Annotated in this window: 14 protein-coding genes; 6 read left to right on the top strand and 8 right to left on the bottom strand. The window is 47.4% G+C overall.

Annotated elements, in window-relative coordinates:
- The first annotated feature begins 3 nt into the window (after positions 1 to 3).
- Positions 4 to 1701, top strand: a complete 1698-nt coding sequence (gene ilvD, locus BP97_RS0113760; RefSeq protein WP_028549623.1) for a dihydroxy-acid dehydratase — start codon at positions 4 to 6, stop codon at positions 1699 to 1701.
- A 122-nt stretch (positions 1702 to 1823) separates the two neighbouring features.
- Here ilvD and BP97_RS0113755 read toward each other — a convergent pair whose 3' ends face one another.
- Genes BP97_RS0113755 through BP97_RS0113735 form a run of 5 tightly spaced genes read right to left on the bottom strand, consistent with a single transcriptional unit; the run spans position 1824 to position 7825 of the window.
- Positions 1824 to 2951 carry a Ger(x)C family spore germination protein gene (locus tag BP97_RS0113755; protein WP_028549622.1) on the bottom strand — a complete coding sequence of 376 codons (1128 nt, stop codon included), beginning with the start codon at positions 2949 to 2951 and terminating at the stop codon, positions 1824 to 1826.
- Positions 2948 to 4048, bottom strand: coding sequence for a GerAB/ArcD/ProY family transporter (locus BP97_RS0113750; protein WP_028549621.1), 1101 nt, complete (start codon positions 4046 to 4048; stop codon positions 2948 to 2950). The genes BP97_RS0113755 and BP97_RS0113750 overlap by 4 nt, the downstream gene beginning before the upstream one ends.
- Positions 4049 to 4059: 11 nt before the next feature.
- Entirely contained in the window at positions 4060 to 5187 is a 1128-nt protein-coding gene (locus BP97_RS0113745) for a Ger(x)C family spore germination protein (RefSeq protein ID WP_028549620.1), read from the bottom strand.
- Complete coding sequence (locus BP97_RS0113740) at positions 5184 to 6287, bottom strand: GerAB/ArcD/ProY family transporter (protein WP_028549619.1); 1104 nt, start codon at positions 6285 to 6287, stop codon at positions 5184 to 5186. Before BP97_RS0113740 ends, BP97_RS0113745 begins: the two co-directional genes overlap by 4 nt.
- A complete protein-coding gene (locus tag BP97_RS0113735) occupies positions 6284 to 7825 on the bottom strand; it encodes a spore germination protein (RefSeq protein WP_028549618.1) in 1542 nt (513 codons plus the stop codon). The genes BP97_RS0113740 and BP97_RS0113735 overlap by 4 nt, the downstream gene beginning before the upstream one ends.
- Positions 7826 to 8023: 198 nt before the next feature.
- Here BP97_RS0113735 and BP97_RS0113730 point away from each other — a divergent pair, with 198 nt between their 5' ends.
- The 3 genes from BP97_RS0113730 to BP97_RS0113720 all read left to right on the top strand — a co-directional run bounded on the left by BP97_RS0113730 (position 8024) and on the right by BP97_RS0113720 (position 13244).
- Positions 8024 to 8608: a TetR/AcrR family transcriptional regulator gene (locus BP97_RS0113730; protein WP_028549617.1), complete on the top strand. Its 585-nt coding sequence runs from the start codon at positions 8024 to 8026 to the stop codon at positions 8606 to 8608.
- 184 nt (positions 8609 to 8792) lie between these two features.
- Complete coding sequence (locus tag BP97_RS0113725) at positions 8793 to 11984, top strand: bifunctional cytochrome P450/NADPH--P450 reductase (protein ID WP_036745807.1); 3192 nt, start codon at positions 8793 to 8795, stop codon at positions 11982 to 11984.
- A gap of 171 nt (positions 11985 to 12155) precedes the next feature.
- Entirely contained in the window at positions 12156 to 13244 is a 1089-nt protein-coding gene (locus BP97_RS0113720; RefSeq protein ID WP_028549615.1) for a M24 family metallopeptidase, read from the top strand.
- Positions 13245 to 13344: 100 nt separating this feature from the next.
- Here the strand turns inward: BP97_RS0113720 and BP97_RS0113715 are convergent, their stop codons facing one another.
- The gene (locus tag BP97_RS0113715; RefSeq protein WP_442952364.1) at positions 13345 to 13974 is read right to left on the bottom strand and encodes an SGNH/GDSL hydrolase family protein; all 630 of its coding nucleotides are present in this window, start codon (positions 13972 to 13974) and stop codon (positions 13345 to 13347) included.
- A 191-nt stretch (positions 13975 to 14165) separates the two neighbouring features.
- Between BP97_RS0113715 and nagZ the strand changes: the two genes are divergently transcribed.
- Both nagZ and BP97_RS0113705 read left to right on the top strand, forming a co-directional pair.
- On the top strand, positions 14166 to 15410 hold the full coding sequence (gene nagZ / locus BP97_RS36210) for a beta-N-acetylhexosaminidase (RefSeq protein ID WP_081824138.1): 1245 nt from the start codon (positions 14166 to 14168) through the stop codon (positions 15408 to 15410).
- A 595-nt stretch (positions 15411 to 16005) separates the two neighbouring features.
- A complete protein-coding gene (locus tag BP97_RS0113705) occupies positions 16006 to 17535 on the top strand; it encodes a malate:quinone oxidoreductase (protein WP_028549613.1) in 1530 nt (509 codons plus the stop codon).
- 75 nt (positions 17536 to 17610) lie between these two features.
- On the opposite strand, the gene BP97_RS0113700 is transcribed toward BP97_RS0113705, so the two are convergent.
- Entirely contained in the window at positions 17611 to 18600 is a 990-nt protein-coding gene (locus tag BP97_RS0113700; protein ID WP_028549612.1) for a helveticin J family class III bacteriocin, read from the bottom strand.
- 314 nt (positions 18601 to 18914) lie between these two features.
- Positions 18915 to 20372 (bottom strand): catalase, encoded by a 1458-nt coding sequence (locus tag BP97_RS0113695; RefSeq protein ID WP_028549611.1) that lies wholly within the window; start codon positions 20370 to 20372, stop codon positions 18915 to 18917.
- Positions 20373 to 20610: the final 238 nt, after the last annotated feature.

Genomic DNA, 20610 nt, shown 5'->3' with positions numbered 1-20610 from the left:
AATATGACTGACCAGGACACCAGAGATTTAAGGACTAGAAGTCACGTTATTAGTGAAGGAGTGAACCGGGTACCTAACCGCGCCATGCTTCGTGCTGTCGGGTTTAAGGACGAGGACTTCAAAAAGCCGATGATCGGTGTGGCAAGCACCTGGAGCGAGGTTACTCCATGTAATATCCACATTAATGATTTAGCCGTTGAAGCCAAAAGAGGGGTTCAAGCGAGTGGGGGAGCCCCGTTGATTTTTAACACAATTACGGTATCCGACGGCATTTCCATGGGACACGAGGGGATGTTATATTCGCTGCCGAGCCGGGAAGCCATCGCGGATTCTATAGAGATTGTGACGAACGCCGAACGCTTTGACGGTTTGGTAGCAGTCGGAGGCTGTGACAAAAACACTCCTGCTTGCCTCATGGCTATTGGTCGAATGAACATTCCCTCCGTTTATGTATATGGGGGTACCATTCAACCAGGCAAGCTGGATGGTAAAAATGTTGATATCGTAAGTGCCTTTGAAGCAGTCGGACAATATCATGACGGTAAAATGACGGAGGAACAGCTGCACAAGATTGAATGCAGTGCTTGTCCAGGAGCCGGAGCCTGCGGCGGGATGTACACGGCTAACACAATGGCTTCCGCTGCTGAAGCGATGGGAATGAGTTTGCCGGGATCTTCATCCACTCCTGCGATATCTCCCGTTAAGGCGGAAGAATGTGCCGCTGCAGGGGAGCGGGTCATGGATCTTCTTGAAAAAAGAATCTATCCGAGAGATATCATGACAAAAAAAGCTTTTGAAAATGCGATTACCCTTGTTATGGCGCTGGGCGGCTCGACGAATGCGTTCCTGCATTTGATCGCGATTGCCCACTCTGTTGACGTAGATTTGACCTTGGATGATTTCGAGCGGATTCGCCTGAAAGTTCCGCATATTGCGGATCTCAAGCCGAGCGGCAAATATGCGATGCAGGATCTTAGCGATATTGGTGGCGTGCCGGGCGTTATGAAGCTACTGCTGGAGCGAGGACTTCTTCATGGTGATTGCATGACCATTACGGGAAAGACGTTGGCAGAGAACTTAGCGGAAGCAGCGCCGCTGCATGAGGAACAAGATGTCATCCGTTCCTTCGATAATCCTCTGAAGACCAATGGTCCTTTGGTTGTGCTTAAAGGGAATTTAGCGCCAGATGGCGCCGTGGCCAAGATGTCGGGGATGAAAAAGCTGCGCTTTTCTGGTCCTGCTCGAGTCTATGATAGTGAGGAAGCGGCAACGGAAGCGATATTGAAGGATGAGATACGGAAAGGCGACGTATTGGTCATCCGGTACTGCGGTCCTAAGGGAGGACCAGGTATGCCTGAGATGCTGTCGGTCACGGCCCTGATTGTCGGCAAAGGGCTTGGCGGGGAAGTCGCGCTGATGACGGACGGAAGATTCTCCGGCGGTTCTCACGGCTTTGTTGTTGGGCACGTGTCTCCTGAGGCCCAGGTAGGCGGGCCTATCGCCCTTCTGAAGAACGGGGATATCGTCACGATCGACAGCGAGACGCAGGAGATTACCTTTGAGATTACCCCAGTGGAGCTGGATAAACGCAGCAAAGCTTGGGTTGAACCGCCGCTTAAAGCATCCTCGGGAGTTCTTGCTAAGTATGCAAGGCTAGTCTCATCTGCTTCCAAAGGAGCTGTCACGGATTTATTTGATTAATCCTTATGAAAGGGAGGGGGAAGCCCCTCCCTTTTTTTCATAACGACAAATCGCTTGCCTAAGCCTAATTGTACGGTGGATCCCGGTCTAGCTGCAGAGCAGATAACAGTTGAGAAATGGAGTCAATATTTAACAGGCCCTGCATTTTGAATGGACGCTTTTACCGTGATATGAACCTCCGACTTAGCGAAGGTGGAACTCCAAATTTCCTGTATCTTCTTGTAGTCGTTGTAGTGGTAGGCTCTTGCATAACGACCCATTCCGATAGGATCGATAGCATGCTCTTGAAAGATTCGAATTAAGCCCTCGAACTGCTTTTGGGCTTGCTTCGAGATGATTTGCTCCAGCTGCTCAGCCGTATACAGCTCACTGATAGGATATAGCACCTCCGATATTCCAATCGGCATTTGGATGTGGAAATCGAATCGAAATTTACCGTTTTGGAAGGTCGTTTTTATTTTGCTTTTCACTTTATCGGAGGAAAAACTGATTCTATTCGTTTCGAGCGGGCCGGTTTTCGGAACTCCGGGGATAGGAAGCGTCAGGCTAACCGTCCCTTGGGTATGGTCCTGCAAAATACTCAACAAAACCGTTTCTTGTGCGTCCAACGATAAGATGTATTTTCCCTTTCTGTCCAATAGGGCGGTTCCGAGAAGCCGTACTTCGTTCGAATGACCAAGCCCTACTTCCGAGATGGAAGGAGTAATCCCCTTTTCGAATATTTGCCAGTGTAAATCCTGGATCGTCGTATTAACAGTCTCGCTGCGGGCGCTTTTCGTATCGATCATTTTGCGCAGCAGCATAGGGAGCATAGGCTGATCCTTCGGATTCAAGTGAATGATTTCGGAAAGTGGACCGTCGTAGGCAATCATCCGGATGGTTAATGGATTCTTAGCATCTCGAAAAAACACATCCAACAGCTGGAACCAATTAGGGTGCTGCAGCACTTTTTTGCTGATTAGCATAACTTGAGCTTTTCTGGCTTGGAAGGTGCCCGCAGAAAAAGAGTCCGCTTTCGTTCTCGTTTGACGGAAAGTGTCCCCGGCTACGGTAATCTCATGATTAGGCTTCTTGACATTTTTTTCGAAGATTGGATAAATATCATACAGCAGCAAATGGTTATCTTTATCCATATCAATGCCTAACAAGAGGGCCAAAGAAGCGTCTTCCATATCCAATCTGTCATAACAGCCGGTAAGAGAACACATGGCGATGAGCAGTATGATAACCCACAGGCATATTCGCTTCATCCGCTCTTCCTCCATTGAAAACGACGATGCACCGCCAAATAAACCAATAAACCTAATGGAAGGGCGTAATCGATAGCCATTGCATAGAAGGACATATATTTCTCCAATTGGTCGCTCTGATTAAAGCCGGGGATGAAGATTAATGCGCTTATACCCAACAAGATACAAAGTACTCGTAAATGGCCGCGATGGTCCTTAAGTCCAAGGAGCCAGCTGGTTGAGAATACCGTCATGTACATGGTAGAAATCCACGATAAAGAAAAAAATAACAAGTAAAACGAGATAAATAATACTTCAATTCGTTCGACGAATTTAAACTCGATCGTTTTTAATACATTAATGACAGGCTCGTTATATTCCTTGATCTCGTCGGGGCCGTAGTACATTAAGCAAATCAGTGTAATTAGCAAAAATACGAGCAGGGTCATCGTATTGGAGATCACTATGCCGACCGATGCGTGTTGTTTTTTCTGAAGAAAAGGATATAAAATAAATACGATCTCTGTCCCTGAAAAAGAGAGAAACGTATTGCGCAGTGCGGAAAAGATAGGCTCCCAGCCTTCCTTCATAACGGGGAGCAGGTTGAGGTAGTGAGTCTCTTTGAGAGGGAGCAAGTATGCGAAAGGAATCCAGAGAGACATGAAGAACACCAGCTCCACATACCGGCCCAGCACACGCAATCCGTTACGGGCGATGTAATAAGCGGGAACGAGAAGGATTAGCATAATGATATAGCTCGGTGTTTGAGGCAGCAGCCATACTTTCGTATACAGAACAATTCTTACGATGCCGATGTATCCGTAAGAAAAGGTCCAGAAGGAAAAGAATAGGACAGCCGCTATGCTTGCCCATTTTCCGATAAAGCTTTGCAGCAGGTCGAATAGCGTACCATCAGGGTACGATTGCATGATACGAACCATCATGAGGCTAGCTACGATAGAACATAGCCATCCCAAGAGAAGAGAGATCCAGCTATCGGTACCTGCGTGCTCGGCCAGTTCCTGCGGCAGAGACAATAAGCCAAAGCTTACTTGCGTACCGAATAAAATGAGCACAAACTGCAAGGACGTAATTTCATTGAAAGCATACTTCTTCACTGGTTTTCACCTCACTTAACAGGTCCCATGGCTTTAAAGGTTACATTCACCGACACATGGATGTCGGCTTTAGCCAGCGCCTCTCCCCAATGATCCTCTACCTGCGCGAACTGCTTGTAATGATAGGCTCTGGCATACAGTCCGAGACCGATCGGATCGATTTTATGCTGCTGAATCTTCTTGATGAGATTCTCAAACTGCAGCTGCGCTTGCTTGGCAATGATGGTGTCCAACTGGTTTCCGTTTTTGCGCAAATTATAAGGGAACACCTTCTCCGACAAAACGGCGGGTATGTGAACTGTAAATTGGAACTGAAATTTATCGTCTCCATAAGAGGTTTTGATTTTTGTTCGGGCACCTTCAGTGCTTAAGCTGATCATATTAGTTTGGAATGGACCGGTCTTAGGGATTCCGGGAACGGTAAAGGAAAGGCTTGAGCTTTTCCTGGCTTCTTTTTGCAACAGCTTGAGCAGCACGGTTTCCTGGGCGTTAAGGGTTGTCGCGTATTTGCCTTTATGATCTAGAAGCATCGTTCCATTCAGCCTAATATCATTATTTTCGGCAAGCTTAACCTCAGCGATCGAAGGGGTTATTCCCGTTTCGAAAATTTGCCTGTGAAGCTCCTGTACCGTCGTTTTGACCGTTTCCGACCGAGCGCTCTTCGTATCGATCATGCCCTTGAGCAGCAGTGGCAAATACGGTTCATCCGGAGGATTCAATTCGATTAACTTGGAGATAGAGCCATTAATAGCGATGACTCTGTCGGTTACCGTATTCTTGGAATCACGGAAAAGAACATCCAGCATACGAAACCAGTTCTCTTGCTGCAGCAGGCGCTGACCTAGCAGGACCACCTGATACTTCCGGCCTTGAAAGGCACCTGCTGAATGAGCGTCCTGTCCGATTCTGGATTGGCGGAGCGTATCAGCGGGCTCACTGATTTCATGATGCTTCTTCTTGACCGACTTACTGAACTCAGGGCTTGTAATATACACATGAAACTTGTTATTTTCATCAAGATCGAGTCCAAGCGCAAGAGGAATCGTGGCGTCCTCTAAATCGGTTCTGTCACTGCACCCTGTCAGAAGAAGAACTGCAGCAATCGATAGGATACATACTGCAAGCATTCTTGTGTTCATGCGCTCGATCTCCTTTGGAAACGATCATAGATCCAAATGTAGGCTAACAAAAGGAACGGGAATACGTATTCCTGCAGGAAGCCGATGCTGCCGACTATAGAGTCCAGCCTCTCGCTTAGACGGGAAGAGGGCATAAAGAAGTAGGAGGCTACGGCAAGAGCAACCAGCAGAATTCTAAGGTGATTGCGGGAGTCTTGACTGCCCAGTAATCGGCTCGTGCAATACACGCCTACATAAAACGTCGGTATCCAAGACAGGGAGAAGATGAGCAAGAAGAAGGAAATGAACAAAATTTCAACCCGTTCGACGAATTTGAACTCCAGCGCCTTTAATAAAGTAATGACAGGCTCGTTATATTCCTGTATTTCTTTGGGGCTGAAATAAACAAAGCAGGCAACGGTAATAAACAAATAGCCAAGCAAGGTTAGTGAATTCGATATAATGAGTCCGAAGGCAGCCTTCTCTTTGTGCTCCAGAAAGGGATACAAGATAAACGATGCCCCGAACCCGGCGTAAGCGTAAATCGAATCCGGCAGCGCCGAGAAGATAGGACTCCAACCGGTTTTCCAAATAGGCAGCAAATGAAGCCAACGGGCGTCCTTGAATGGAATTAAATAAACGAAAGGAACCCACAAGGACATAAGAAAGATCAGCTCCGCATAACGTCCAAGAATCATAGCTCCGTTGCTCGCGATAATATAAGTGGGGATCAGAAACAAAATCATGATGATGTACGAGGGCGTCTGCGGAAGCACCCAGGTTTTTGTTATAATGATCGCGCGGACAAGCCCGGCGTATCCGAAGTAAATGAAATATAAAGCGAAGGGCGCACCGAACACCCACATAGCCCATTTTCCGATATATCGATTTAACAGCCCAAGCAGCGTTTCCTGGTTCGAGCTTCTTTTCATCACCATAATCAATGCCCAACTGGAAGCGACACTGATAGCCCATCCGATCACAAGCGAAACCCAACCGTCCGTACCGGCTCTCTCGGCAAGGATTCGCGGCAAAGCTAAGAAGGCGACGCTAATCTGAATGCCCGTAGTGAGAAAAATGTATTGTATCGTGGTCATTTTATTGACTGCTTGATGTTTCAATCTCCATCCCCCTTCGGACGGTTGGATCCTTGCTTTTCTAATTGGACAGCTCTAGTGCTGAGCGGTCGCTTCTTCATGAACCATAAGGGAAGCCGCACGAAAGTATCCTTCCAATCTGAAAAGCGAACTGGTGCGAAAGGGCTTCCGTAGGGTGTACCTAACGATTCGAGTGAAATGACATGTCCTATCATGATCATTAATCCGATAATAATTCCGACGACCCCGAACATTGAAGCCGCGATCATCATGGCAAAACGGATCAGCCTTGCGGCCGCAACCATATCGTAATTGGGTAGGATGAACGAGGCGATAGCCGTAAACGCAACGACAATAACCATCGTGTTGCTGATGAAGCCTGCCTGCACTATCGCTTGACCAATTACGATACCCCCTACAATACCAACCGTTTGCCCGACAGGAGCAGGAAGACGGACCCCAGCCTCACGCATCATCTCGAGCGTTACCTCCATAATGATGGCCTCTACGAATGGAGGAAACGGCACGCGACCTCTGAATTCTCCGATGGATAGCAGCAGCTTGATCGGAATGATTTCATAGTTGTAGGAAATGACCGCAATATAGAAGGCCGGTAAAAAAACGGCAATGGAAAAAGCGAAAAAACGCAGCAAGCGGATAAAGGTCGCAATCGACCAACGGGTACTGTAATCGTCAACCGCCTGGAAAAATGATGCGAAGGTAGCAGGACCGATCAAAACGCTAGGTGAACGATCCACAACCACAACGAATCTTCCTTGCAATAAATGCGAGGCTGCGGCATCGGGACGCTCAGTTAAAATGTACTGAGGAAAAGGAGAAAACGGATTGTCCTCTATCAGCTCAGCCAATTCTCCAGTGTTGATAATAGCATCGATCTCAAGCTGACGGATGCGATCCTGCAGCTCCTGCAGCACCTCCGGATGAGCGATGTCGCCCAGATACATGATAGACAGCTTGCTGTTTCCTCTACGTCCAACCACAATCTCCATGGTGTTTAGCTCACGGTTAGGGATATAGCGGCGAATAAGTGCAATGTTCTGGGTACCTGTCTCTACGAAGCCTTGATGCGCTCCTTTTAAGGAAGCCTCCATCTGGGGGTCTTCAATGGCCCGCTGCGGCCAACCAGCCGTGTCAAGACTATATGCATCAGCTCGGCCATCTACGAGGAGTACACTGTTGCCTTGCAGGATGATGTATTCAATTTCAGAGTACCGGTTTTTCGTTTGAATATGCCCGATCGTTAGTGCAAGGCCGAAATCATCTTCACTTCCTCCTGATTCGAACTGAAGGGGGCGCAGCACGTTGTTGTTGATCGAGTTTTTATCAGTAAGTCCGGATAAATAGAGGAGTGCAGCGCGCTCTCCCGATTTCTTAATGTGCAAGAGACGGACGACAAGGTCGGGATTTTTGGCGAACATTTGCTGTAAAACAGCCACATTCTGAGTTACATTATCTGTGATATAATCATTCACTGCCTGCTGTTGGCTTGGTTTGTAGGCGGAAGCATATTTGCTTTTACCCAGCCAGCTTGTGAAGCGCATCTTGGTTCACCCCCTTCGTATCGCTAGTTATCCAGCTATTCCCTCAGAGTTATAATTTGCCTAGATGCCTATTTTTATGAAAAATATTTCCGCTCAGTGGAGGGCCGCGATTCAAAATTTGCATTTGACTAATCAGCTGCATACAATAAAAGAGTAAGGAATGAATGTTCATTCATTTTGGCGGAAGGAGGATGATAGATGGAAGCGACTTTAAGCAAGCGGGATAAGATCGTGGAAGCAGCTCTTAGTTTGTTCGCTGAGCGGGGATATGATGGGACTACGGTGCCTATGATTGCCGACAAAGCGGAGGTTGGAACAGGCACGATATATCGGTACTTTGAGAATAAGGAAGCGCTGGTTAATGCATTGTTTCAAGACTGCGTCAAACGGTTTAATGATGTGGTAAAGCGTGATTTTCCGGACTCCGGTAGTGTTCGTGAACAATTCCAGCATGTGTTTCATGGGATGGTTCGCTTTGCTAAAGAAAATATTCACGGATTTTATTTCGTAGACACTCACAGCAATGCGAGATATTTGGATCCAGAGAGCCGGGAATCGTTTCGTCAATTGATGGATTTTTTCCATGCTTATGCTGCTAGGGGTATACAGCAGGGGATGATCCGACCTTTACAAGCGGATGTATTGATTGCTATTGTATTCGGCGCATTCACCAAGGTGTTCACTCTGATTCGCGCAGGTAAGCTGACGGAAACACCGGAAATGCTGCGGCAGATCGAGGAAAGCTGCTGGGATGCGGTTAGCGTCCATGCAAATAAGGAATGACAAGAAGCCTATAGATAAGCAAAGAATTGTGCAGAAAGACTAATCTGCGTAGTTCTGAAGATAAAACGGAATGAATATTCATTCCTATGGTTGTTTTTGTATAATAAAGTGGATTGGTGGAAACTTATCAAGATGACATTATGACTGAATGGAAAATAAAGTCCCATAGGAAAGGATGAACACCATGTCTAAACCTGAATCTGTTACAATCCCTCAGCCTAAAACCTTTGGACCCCTCGGCAACTTACCGCAATTGAATTTGGATGAGCCGGTTCAATCGCTGGTGAGGGTCGCTTATGAATATGGCCCGATATTTCGATTCGATATGCCGGGAAGAAGCGAGATCTTCATATCCAGCCTTGAGCTGGTTGAGGATGCTTGTGACGAATCCCGGTTCGATAAAAGAGTATGGGCACCTCTTCGCAAGGTGCGTGCTTTTGCCGGAGATGGTCTGTTCACGAGCGAAACCGAAGAACCTAACTGGCGTAAAGCCCACAATATTTTACTGCCGAGCTTCTCACAAAGAGCGATGCAAGGCTATCATGGAATGATGGTCGATATAGCGGTTCAGCTTATTCAGAAATGGTCACGCCTTAATCCGGATGAAAGTGTCGAGGTTCCTGAAGATATGACCCGCCTGACGCTCGACACGATCGGGCTTTGTGGATTCAATTACCGGTTTAACAGCTTTTACCGGGAGCAGTCCCATCCATTTATCACCAGCATGGTGCGGGCATTGAACGAAGCAATGAACCAGCTGCAGCGTTTGGGATTACAGGATAAACTGATGGTTATCACGAAGCGCCAGTTCAAGCACGACATTCAGGTCATGTACTCATTAGTGGATAAAATTATTGCAGAGCGCAAAGCGCACGGAAGTGAAGGCGGCGACGATCTGCTTGCTCATATGCTTAGTGGTAAGGACCCGGACACCGGAGAAGCGCTTGACGATGAAAATATCCGTTATCAGATTATCACCTTCTTGATTGCTGGACATGAGACGACCAGTGGATTGTTGTCCTTTGCCTTGTATTATTTATTGAAAAATCCCGAGAAGCTGCAAAAAGCTTACGAAGAGGTCGACCGTGTCCTCAAGGACCCGGTTCCGACTTACGGACAGGTTAGAGAGCTGAATTATATACGAATGATACTGAATGAGGCTCTGCGTCTTTGGCCTACGGCTCCCGCGTTTTCCTTGTTTGCCAAGGAAGATACTTTGCTGGCAGGCAAATATCCGATGAAACAAGGAGAGAGCGTCAGCGTTCTGATACCGAAGCTGCATCGGGAGGCCGGGGTGTGGGGCACGGATGCGGATGAGTTCGTTCCAGAGCGATTTGAAGATCCGAGTAAAATTCCATTTCATGCATATAAACCTTTCGGAAATGGTCAGCGTGCATGTATCGGGCAGCAGTTCGCGCTTCAAGAAGCGACACTGGTTCTTGGCATGGTGCTGCGGCATTTTGAAATTATAGACCATACGAATTATCAGTTGAAGGTAAAAGAGACTTTGACGTTGAAGCCCGAAGGCTTCACGATGCGAGTTCGGCCAAGAGGGGCTCAGACGCTATTCTCGTCCGTTAGCGCCGGGGCGCCTGTTGAGAAGCGTACGGTACAGGCACAGGAAGCGGCATCGGTTGCAGTAGAAGCTGCTCATAATACACCGCTTCTTGTACTGTACGGCAGCAATCTCGGCACGGCAGAAGGGATTGCCAGAGAGTTAGCGGATAAGGCACGATACCAGGGCTTCCGAAGTGAGGCAGCACCACTGAACGATTATGTAGGCAAGCTGCCCAAAGAAGGGGTCGTCTTCATAGTAAGTGCATCCTACAACGGCAAGCCGCCTAGCAATGCGCGCAAGTTTGTACAATGGCTGGAAGGCGTCGAGCAAGGTGAGCTGGAAGGTGTGCGTTATGCGGTATTTGGCTGCGGCGATCACAATTGGGCTAGCACATACCAGCATGTCCCTCGGACGATTGACGAGCAGCTGGAAGCCAAGGGAGCTACCCGTCTCGTTGTACGAGGAGAGGCTGATGCTAGCGGCGACTTCGAGAAACAGGTCGATGAATGGAGTGAACGGCTGTGGCCGGACGTACTTCATGAGATGGGCTTGAAAAGCAGCGGCAAGCCTCAGCAGGAGACCAGCACCTTGAGCATGCAATTTGTGAGCGGGCTGGTCGGAACGCCATTGGCCGACAGCTATGACGCAATGCTCGCGACGGTTGCGGAGAATAGAGAGCTTCAGAAGGAAGGAAGCGAACGAAGCACTCGGCATCTAGAAATTGTATTACCGGAAGGAGTGACGTACCAAGAGGGCGATCATCTTGGACTCATTCCTGAGAATGCACCGGAGCTTATTGGACGGGTGCTGCGCCGCTATGGGCTTAACAGCAGCGATCACCTTATCATTAGCGCTAGCGGACGCAGCGCTGCGCACCTGCCGCTGGATCGGCCGATCAGCGTTCACGATCTGCTGAGTCACAGCGTAGAGCTTCAGGAGGCGGCAACACGGGCGCAGCTGCGGGAGCTTGCTGCTTTTACCGTATGCCCTCCTCACAAGAAAGAGCTGGAGGCGCTCCTTCAAGAAGAAACCTACAAGGAGCAGGTACAGAGCAAACGTCTGACGATGCTCGAGCTGCTTGAGCAGTATCCTGCTTGTGAGCTTCCATTTGAAAGGTTCGTGGAGCTGCTGCCGCCGCTGAAACCGCGATACTACTCGATTTCAAGCTCCCCTAGGCTTCAGCAGGATAAAGCGAGCATTACCGTTGGAGTTGTTCGCGGTCCGGCCAAGAGCGGACGGGGGGAATATCTGGGCGTAGCCTCGAATTACTTGGCGAGACGGGAACCGGGAGATGCGATTGTCATGTTCGTCCGAACTCCGGAGTCCGGCTTCCAGCTGCCGGAGCAAACGGAGACTCCGATCGTGATGATCGGCCCGGGTACGGGAGTGGCGCCGTTTCGCGGCTTCCTCCAAGCTCGCCGCGCTCTGAAGCAGGAGGGGAAGACCCTCGGAGAAGCACATTTGTATTTCGGCTGCCGCAACCCTGAGCATGATTACTTGTATCAGGAGGAGCTGGAGCAGGATCAACGCGACGGGCTTGTGACGCTTCATACGGCTTTCTCGCGTGTAGAAGGGCAGGCGGGGCCCCATGTTCAGGATTTGATGAAGCTGGATTCGGCACTACTCATCGGTGTGCTGGATCAAGGTGGCATGCTATACGTATGCGGGGACGGAACCAAGATGGCCCCTGAGGTTGAAGAAACGATTAAAAAAGCTTATCGAGAGATTAAGGGAGCTTCGGAAGAAGCAGCGGGCGCTTGGCTGCAAAGCCTGCAGAACGAAAGCCGTTACGTGAAGGATGTCTGGTCTGGAGTATAGAGAAACAAGACCCATGCGAGTAATCGCATGGGTTCTTTGCTGTATAGCCCCGAACGGCTCTCTAGAGGATCGGGTCAGTCATGTATGATACAATGGAATGAACAAGAACATTTGAATTTAAGTGAAAACTGCGGCCTTAATAGCCGCACATTGTGAAGGAGGCAATCCCCTGTGAAGCGAATCGAGAAGCTGTATTCCCTTCTGGAAGACGAAGCTTTGGATATCCTATTTATCACACTGCCCAAGCTGGTTTATTATTTTACTGGTTTTTATTCGGATCCGCATGAGCGATTCATGGCGCTGATCTGCGTTAAGGGAGAGGAGCCTATATTGATGGTTCCCGTGCTTGATTACGAGAAAGCGGTACGTTCAACAAGCATAAGCCGCGTTATTTCACATCAAGATGCGGAAAATCCTTATGAGGTTTTGAAGCGTCATCTCCATAAGGGAGTGACCCGAATGGGGATTCAAGCCGAGCACTTGAATGTGAGGCGCTACCTTACCTTGAAGGAAGCAACCGGTGCTAAGGAAGTCGTTCAGCTGGATGACCGGATTGCTGATTTTCGGGTCATTAAAAGCCATCAGGAAATTGAAGCGATCCGTCGCGCAATTCACTGTATAGAGGAAGCTGTCCGGGATACCGTGAAGCTGGTTAAACCCGGCGTAACAGAAGTGGAGCTTGTGGCCGAGCTGGAGTACCGGATGAAGCGTCTGGGTGCAGAAGGTCCTTCGTTCGATACAATGGTGTTAACCGGTGAAAAAACCGGCCTACCGCATGGGATGCCAGGGACGGACGCTGTCCGTGAAGGAGAATTCTTGCTTATCGATGCCGGTGTATTTATTGACGGTTATGCTTCAGATCTGACACGGACATTTGCTGTAGGGGACGTCAGTCAACGGCACAAGGAGATATACGATACCGTACTGCAGGCCAATCTCAGGATGATTGAAGCTGTGCGGCCTGGAGCTACGTTCGGAAGTCTGGACATTGCCGCCCGAAGTGTAATTGAGAATAAGGGGTATGGCGAGTACTTCATTACCCGGGCTGGACATGGATTTGGATTGGAAATTCACGAGTACCCGTCCATTCACGGCGCCAACCAGGACCTGCTTCGCGAAGGCATGGTGTTCACAGCGGAGCCGGGGATTTATATTCCTGGACTTGGAGGAGTGCGTATCGAAGATAATGTGCAGGTCACCAAGGATGGTGTCGAAGTGCTGACTTCGTATCCTAAAGAGCTGACGGTCATTGGCGTGTAGCTTTCTTTATGAGGAAAAGGAAACAAGAATAAGGGCTGTCGCTTTTCCGCGGCAGCCCTTGATGGGTTATAAGGTTAATAATTAAGGTATACCTGAAGGCTTAGCGCTCGCCGTTCCAAGAGAATCCGATAGCGTTAAGGAATGCTCTGGCTAACGTCATATGCCCTGTCATGTTCGGATGTACACGGTCCCAAGCCAGAGTCGCCGGATAGATATGCTCCAGAACAGGCTTAAAGGCTTCTTGTGTATCGATGAAAATAGCGCCGTATTGGTCAGCGATTTTCTTGACGACCGCTCCGTATTGATCCATAGCAGCGCGCATGCCGTCGTTAGAGTTAGGCTCGATATAGTACGGGGTCATTAAGATAAGACCCTTCAGCGAAGGCTTGGTACGTTCGACAAGCTCACGCAGTGTTTGCTCGTATTCTTCTATGTAAACGTGCTTCTCGATCAGCTGTGGCAAATCGTATTGACGCCACACATCGTTGATACCGATCATGATCGATAGCCAATCCGGCTTCAAGTTTACTACATCGGTTTCCCAACGTTCCTTCAGGTTACGTACGGTGTTGCCGCTGATTCCCATGTTCGTGACGCGAATGCCAAGCTGCGGATAGACCGACTGCAGGAAAGAATCGACCAGAGCTACGTATCCATTACCGAGCGAATCATTACGTCCTTCGCCCTCGGGCTTTTTTCTGCCGCAGTCGGTGATGGAATCTCCAATCATAACGAGTCGATCTTGTTTTTGTAGTAACAAAGAGTTTCATCCTCTCTTAGGTATGGTTATTTTTACATAGTATTCTCTGCGTTGGTCCCGTTTCCTGCTTGTTATTTATGCCGTTTTTTTAATTATGAGGAGACTAAATAGGAGCAAAGCTCGCCAGACTAACAAGAGAGGGAAATAGTGGAGGTGAGTTGATGAGAGGATCATTTTTGCACATATTACTTAGCTGCACCATTGCGTTCAGTCCGCTAGCGCTATCCGGCTGTACTACAGGGTCACAACAAGGTAATTCGGCTGCCCCGTCGCCAAGTTCTGCACCAAAACCTACAGCAGCCCCAGACCCGATCCGGGAATTGGTAGATTCGATGACGATCGAGGAGAAAATCGGACAAATGGTGCTGTTCGGTGTTGACGGCACCGTGCTGGACGATACAATACGCAAGCATATTACGAAGGATCATGTCGGAGGATTTATTTTTTTCGGACCTAATATTAAAGATAGTCATCAAGCATGGAGCCTGTTCAACTCTATGCAACAAGAGAACGTATCCGGTAAGCTGCCGCTATTCCTAAGCGTGGACCAAGAAGGCGGGAGAGTATCGCGAATGCCTAAGGAAATCCCAGCATTTCCTACAAGTCAGAGCGTTGGTAAGACGAAAGATCCAGCATATGCTTACAAAGTGGGCAGTGCCCTTGGCCACACCTTGGGGGCATTCGGGCTGAATGTAGATTTTGCACCAGTTCTCGATGTGAACAGCAACCCGAACAATCCGGTCATTGGAGATCGATCCTTCGGCGCCACAGCTGAAACCGTGAGTAGTATGGGCATTCAGGAAATGAAGGGGATTCAGTCTACCGGCATCATTTCTGTTGTAAAGCATTTTCCAGGCCATGGTGATACATCAGTCGATTCACACAAGGATCTGCCCGTCGTGCAGCATGATCTGGAGCGGTTGAGAACCGTGGAGTTTGCACCTTTTGCAGAAGCCATCCGCCAAGGAGCCGACGCCGTGATGGTGGCTCATCTGCTCGTCACAAAGCTCGATCCGCAGTTACCTGCTTCGATATCCCCTGTTATCATTCAGAAATATTTGAGGGGAGAGATGGGGTTTCAAGGCGTTGTCATCACGGACGACATGACGATGGAGGCTATTGGGAAAACGATGCCGATCGATAAGGCTGCCGTTCAAGCGATCCAAGCGGGTGCGGATATTGTTCTTGTTGGACATGAGGCTGAGAAGGAGCAAGCTGTATTAAACGCGCTACTCCAAGCTGCGAAGTCAGGGACCATAACGAAGGAAACGATAGATGCTAGCGTGTATCGAATTGCGAAGTTGAAGAATAAGGCGAAGCTATCTATGGAGGGAGTTGCAGAGCCGAATATTGCGAAACTGGGTTCGGATATTAAATCGGCTTTGAGCAGGGAAGTGAAAAAATGAAATTAAGGTGACATTTAAGGCTGCCGGGAGGCGGCCTTTTTCCGTTGGATAGGTTTTCGGATTCAAAATGTTAAGTTGCGGATATTTCACTGACCTAAGTCTGGTATAAAAAAAGAGACCCACTGGCAACGGGCCGCGGGTCTTAAGGTTTATATATTAAAAAGGGGGTCATGGATTATTATAGCCCAGGAACATTAAAGGAAGATGAATAGTATATTTCAGTTGTATTACAAATTAGGACAGTTCGATTGGTTTAATTGAATTGGCCTTCATGGCAAACATAGCCTCAATCCTTACCAAAAGCTGGGTTAAGGCCTTGTTTTTTTGTGTATTCCTAGGGTTTTGTGGGAGGATTCCCACTTCTTAACTTGGAATAGCTCTCATCAATGAAATTTACCGGATTTTAAAGGCTTTTAAATACTATATAACTATCATATAATAGTAGATATATTAAATTATTATAGAGACAAATTATGACCACGTTTTAATTGATCCAGAAGAAGTGTGTGACTATGTCGCACACTAGCTTGCTGTGGAGTTTAAGCAGGAGCGCCTATATCTTTTCTTCAAATACTAGCGTGTAAGGACGGTAAACATGAGTAACAGACAAACTAGAACAGACGTTATCTTAATTGGTGCCGGAATCATGAGTGCGACTTTAGGGTCATTGCTGAAAGAATTAGTACCGGACTGGGAAATTAAAGTGTTTGAGAGACTTGAAAAAGCAGGAGAGGAGAGCTCTAACGAATGGAATAATGCGGGAACGGGGCATTCTTCATTGTGCGAGCTTAACTACACCGTCGAAAAACCGGACGGATCCGTAGATATTAGCAAAGCTATAAAGGTTAATGAAGAGTTCCAGCTTTCAAAGCAGTTTTGGTCTTATCTTGTACAAAGCAACCTGATTAGTAATCCGCGGGACTTTATCGTGCCAGTGCCTCATATGAGTTTTGTACAAGGGGAACAAGATGTAACCTTTTTGAAAAAGCGTTTTAAAGAACTGTCTAACAATCTTCTATTCCAAGGGATGGAATTTTCCGATGATCCGGAAAAACTGATGGAATGGATTCCGCTTATGATGAAAGACCGAAACTTGAATAAACCTATAGCGGCAACAAGAAGCGAATCTGGAACAGATGTCAACTTTGGCGCTTTAACGCGGTTATTGTTTGACCACTTAAAGAGTAAAAATGTAGACATAAAATTTAAAACTAATGTGGATGATATTAAACGTACTAGCGACGGCTCGTGGGAATTGAAAGTGCGGAATCTCGATAGCGGTAACGTCGAACGGCATACTGCAAAATTCGTTTTTATCGGCGGCGGGGGAGGAAGCCTGCATTTGCTGCAAAAATCCGCTATTCCTGAAGGAAAAGGTATTGGAGGATTTCCGGTAAGCGGACTATTTATGGTGTGCCAGAAACCGGAAATTGTAGCGCAGCATAATGCAAAAGTATACGGCCAAGCTCCGGTCGGCGCTCCGCCTATGTCTGTTCCGCATCTTGACACAAGAGTTATCGACAATAAAGAATCGTTGTTATTTGGACCGTTTGCAGGCTTTTCACCCAAGTTTTTAAAAACCGGTTCCATGTTTGATTTGATCACTTCCGTAAAACCGCATAATCTCATCACTATGATGGCGGCAGGGGTCAAAAACGCTTCATTGACAACATACCTGATCAAGCAAGTTATGTTATCAAAAGAACAGCGCATGGAAGAATTACGGGGATTTGTTCCGAACGCCAAAAGCGAGGACTGGGATTTGTTAGTAGCGGGTCAGCGTGTGCAAATTATTAAAGATACGGCTGCCGGCAAAGGAACGCTTCAATTTGGTACGGAAGTTATTAGTGCCGCTGATGGCTCGATAGCTGCATTACTCGGAGCTTCTCCGGGGGCTTCTACCGCCGTTTCCGTCATGCTTGAGGTCATAAATAAATGCTTCCCGCAGCATGTAAAAGCGTGGGAACCGAAAATTAAAGAAATGATTCCTTCTTATGGAGTTTCATTGTTGAAACAACCAGAGCTGCTTCACGAAATTCATACTTCAACATCGCGGACGCTAGGTCTAAGCGAAGGTACAGATAGCACATCGAACCGTATAACAAATAACGAAGTATTGGTTTGATAACCTTAAAAGCCCGGCAATACGCCGGGCTTTATATTTTGCTTTTTAGTTTCGGGCTGACCTGTTTGGTGGGTATTAAAATATGCTATCAGGCACGTAATAAATTTTCTGCGTATTTTTTTTATTTACTGGGTCTGTAACTATTGTGAAATAAACGTTATCGTTTTTTGTCTGTACTCCCTCGATTTCATGGGTTCCCACATTTGTAATATTCACAAGGCTTTTGTATGCTCCTGTGTTGGACATCATAGCAATCTGCGGAGTATCACCTTCCGCGCCTCCTGACGTATATATTTCCGTATTACTGAGCATATCGGCACCCTGGAAAGATCCGTTCGGTCTGACTATAGCACTGCCCGACTGTGTAAAGCTGGTAAAGCAGGCGCTTTTCGCCGCCGCACTGTCCATTCGTACCTGTTCATTGCTGTCAAGAAGCTGGTTCAATGCTACCGTGTCGTAAATCGACCAAGTTACAGTTCCTTCTGCAGTTTGTACGCGGAAAATAGTGTAGGTGCTATTGCCGCCGGCATCAACACGATAGGTCTCACCTAATCTTGTAGCGGTCTCATTGGCATAATTCATATAGGTGAAGCGATGAAGATCCGTATAATCATATGTCGCGCCGGGAGAGTATTGAAGTCTTGCTACCTGGAGAGACCAGTTATACGATGTTGAAGAATCCGCTTTCGAACTGAAATAAAAGTAATTTATACCATTGTACGTGTACATATCCAGTGTTTGGCAATGACCCGCATTGGTGACGGTCATTTCATCAACGTATGTGGCGTCACTTCCGTTTATGAGCAATCTTGAAAGATAGCATGTTCCCCCGGATCGCTGAGTTACGTAAAGATAGGTTGAAGCGATGTAAGCTTTCTGAACAGCCACGTTGTGATTAAGTCCTTTGAGATTGTATGCTAGTGTTGCCGAAGCGTTTACAGTTTTCTGAGGAGTTGCCGCAAATGCGGGCAAAACAGTCATTCCCATAATAAGAATTGAGAGAGCAACGGATGTGAGTACTTTTAATTGCCTTTTAATAAGGCTTAATGCTTGAACTTGGAACATAAATTTACCTCCTTTGTTGTGCCAATCTTTTCATTCCATCTTGATCCATGCTACTTGGCCATAAACCGCGAGCGGCACCTCCTCCTTGTCGGATGAGCCCGGTCAATAAAATAAAAACCCCAACAATAAGACAGGCTCGCAGGCGAGCGAATCAAATTGTTCGGGTTTCTCATGGGCTCCAACCGTCACATTAGTGTTCATATAAGGGATGAATAGTAAACGCTTTCAAAGCGATTACATGTTCATGCTAACAGTTTGTTTTCAGTAAGTCAAGTGATAATTTCCAAAGTTTTGACGAGATTCCGTTTTCTGGATTACCTCTTTGTTTGCATTTCGATTTTCCGGGTGACTCTTTCTCCCAGTTCAGCAGATGCATTGTGCAGATAGCTCAAAACAATGCTTTGAGTTTCATGGGATATGCCTGCAAGATCGGCAGAAAGGTTATCCACCAAGTGATCTTGCTGCATAGGAGCAAGCGCGCGATAAAATTGGCCGGCTTGTGTAAAATTATCCGGCTTGGGTAGGTCCGACCGTACGAGATGACCCTCTACAAATCTATCGTTGCCGCTGGTCACAAGGGAAGCAGGTGACCAGTTTTCCTGATGGTTGACAGGAATTTTGCGGAAATCCGGCCCCAACCGCCGGCGCTGCGAATCCCAGTAAATATTGGCACGGCCCTGCAGCATCTTATCGTCCGATAACTCGGCTCCTTCCAAAAGGTTGGAAGGTGAAAAGGCCACTTTCTCCACCTGTTCCATATAGTTATCCGGATTGCGGTTCAATACCAGTCGTCCAACCGGCACCATAGGATATTGCTGCTCATCCCAGATTTTGGTGTCATCCAGTGGATCATAGGGAAGAGTGGCTTCGTCACCAGGATTCATCAGCTGCACATAAAGCCCATATTCAACGGTCTTTCCCTTTGCTAGAGTATCATACAGATCCTTGCCTGCAATATCCGGATTTTCGCCGGCCAACCGGGCTGCTTCGTGACGATCTATATACTTATCGCCGGCTAACGGCATCCAATGGTACTTAACATAGCGGCGGACGCCCTGTGCAGTCCTCCACACATAGGTGTTCACACTATGACCCCGGATGTGGCGGAGGCTTTTTACTGTGCCTACGTCAGAGTAGAGCCAGACAAGAAAATTAGTTGATTCCGGTGCTCTGGCTACAAAGCTCCAGAACCGTTCGGGGTCAATCAGGTTGTTTTTCGGTGAGGGTAGGAAGGCTTTGATTGACTCGGGAAAGCGTATGGCATCTCGTACGGAAAACACGGGGATGTGATTGCAGACAAGATCAAAAATACCATTTTGCGTATAAAACTTGGTAGAGAAACCCCGTACATTCCGTGAAGTATCCGGAGTGCCTTTATTGCTTACGGCAAGCGAAAATCTCACAGTGACGGGAACCTGCTGACCTGGATTTTGTAAAAAACAGAGCTTTGTAAATTCAGTCATGGAATGATGGGTCTGAAAGTAACCGAAAGCGCCAAAGCCTTTCACGTGCACCGGTCTTTCTATAATTTTTGTGTGTACAAATGTCTCCAGTGTCTCGTGAAGCACATTGTCCTGTTCCAGTACGGGACCTCTTTCACCTACAGTTTGCGAATGTAGAGCTGCCGGTATATCTCCCGCCCAATGTTCTTTGAAAGGCGCATCGTTCTCCACATTTTGCGTTGAAGGTTTGTGAGGAGCCGTTGATTCTGAGGCATGATTACGGGTGTTTCTTCGTGATTCTAATTGAAACCAACCATTGTTTCCTTCCATAATTACCCTCCAATGTCTATAATTCAATTCTCTCTGATACTATATTGTTTATGCTGACTTCAAATGTAATTATGACTGGAGGTTACTCTCATCCGAGATCAGAGAATGAGTAGAAATAAAGGGGGGAAGCGGCAATATCCAAATACAAAGCATTTCGATATAATACTATAGTGTATTAGCTGAAGAGTACGGATTTAATGAAAGTCAGGCTTTTACTTTTCGTTGTAATAGTTTTACT

It is taken from the genome of Paenibacillus sp. UNC451MF (genome assembly GCF_000686845.1).
GTDB lineage: Bacteria > Bacillota > Bacilli > Paenibacillales > NBRC-103111 > Paenibacillus_S.
This window is presented reverse-complemented; position numbering and strand designations above follow the sequence as displayed.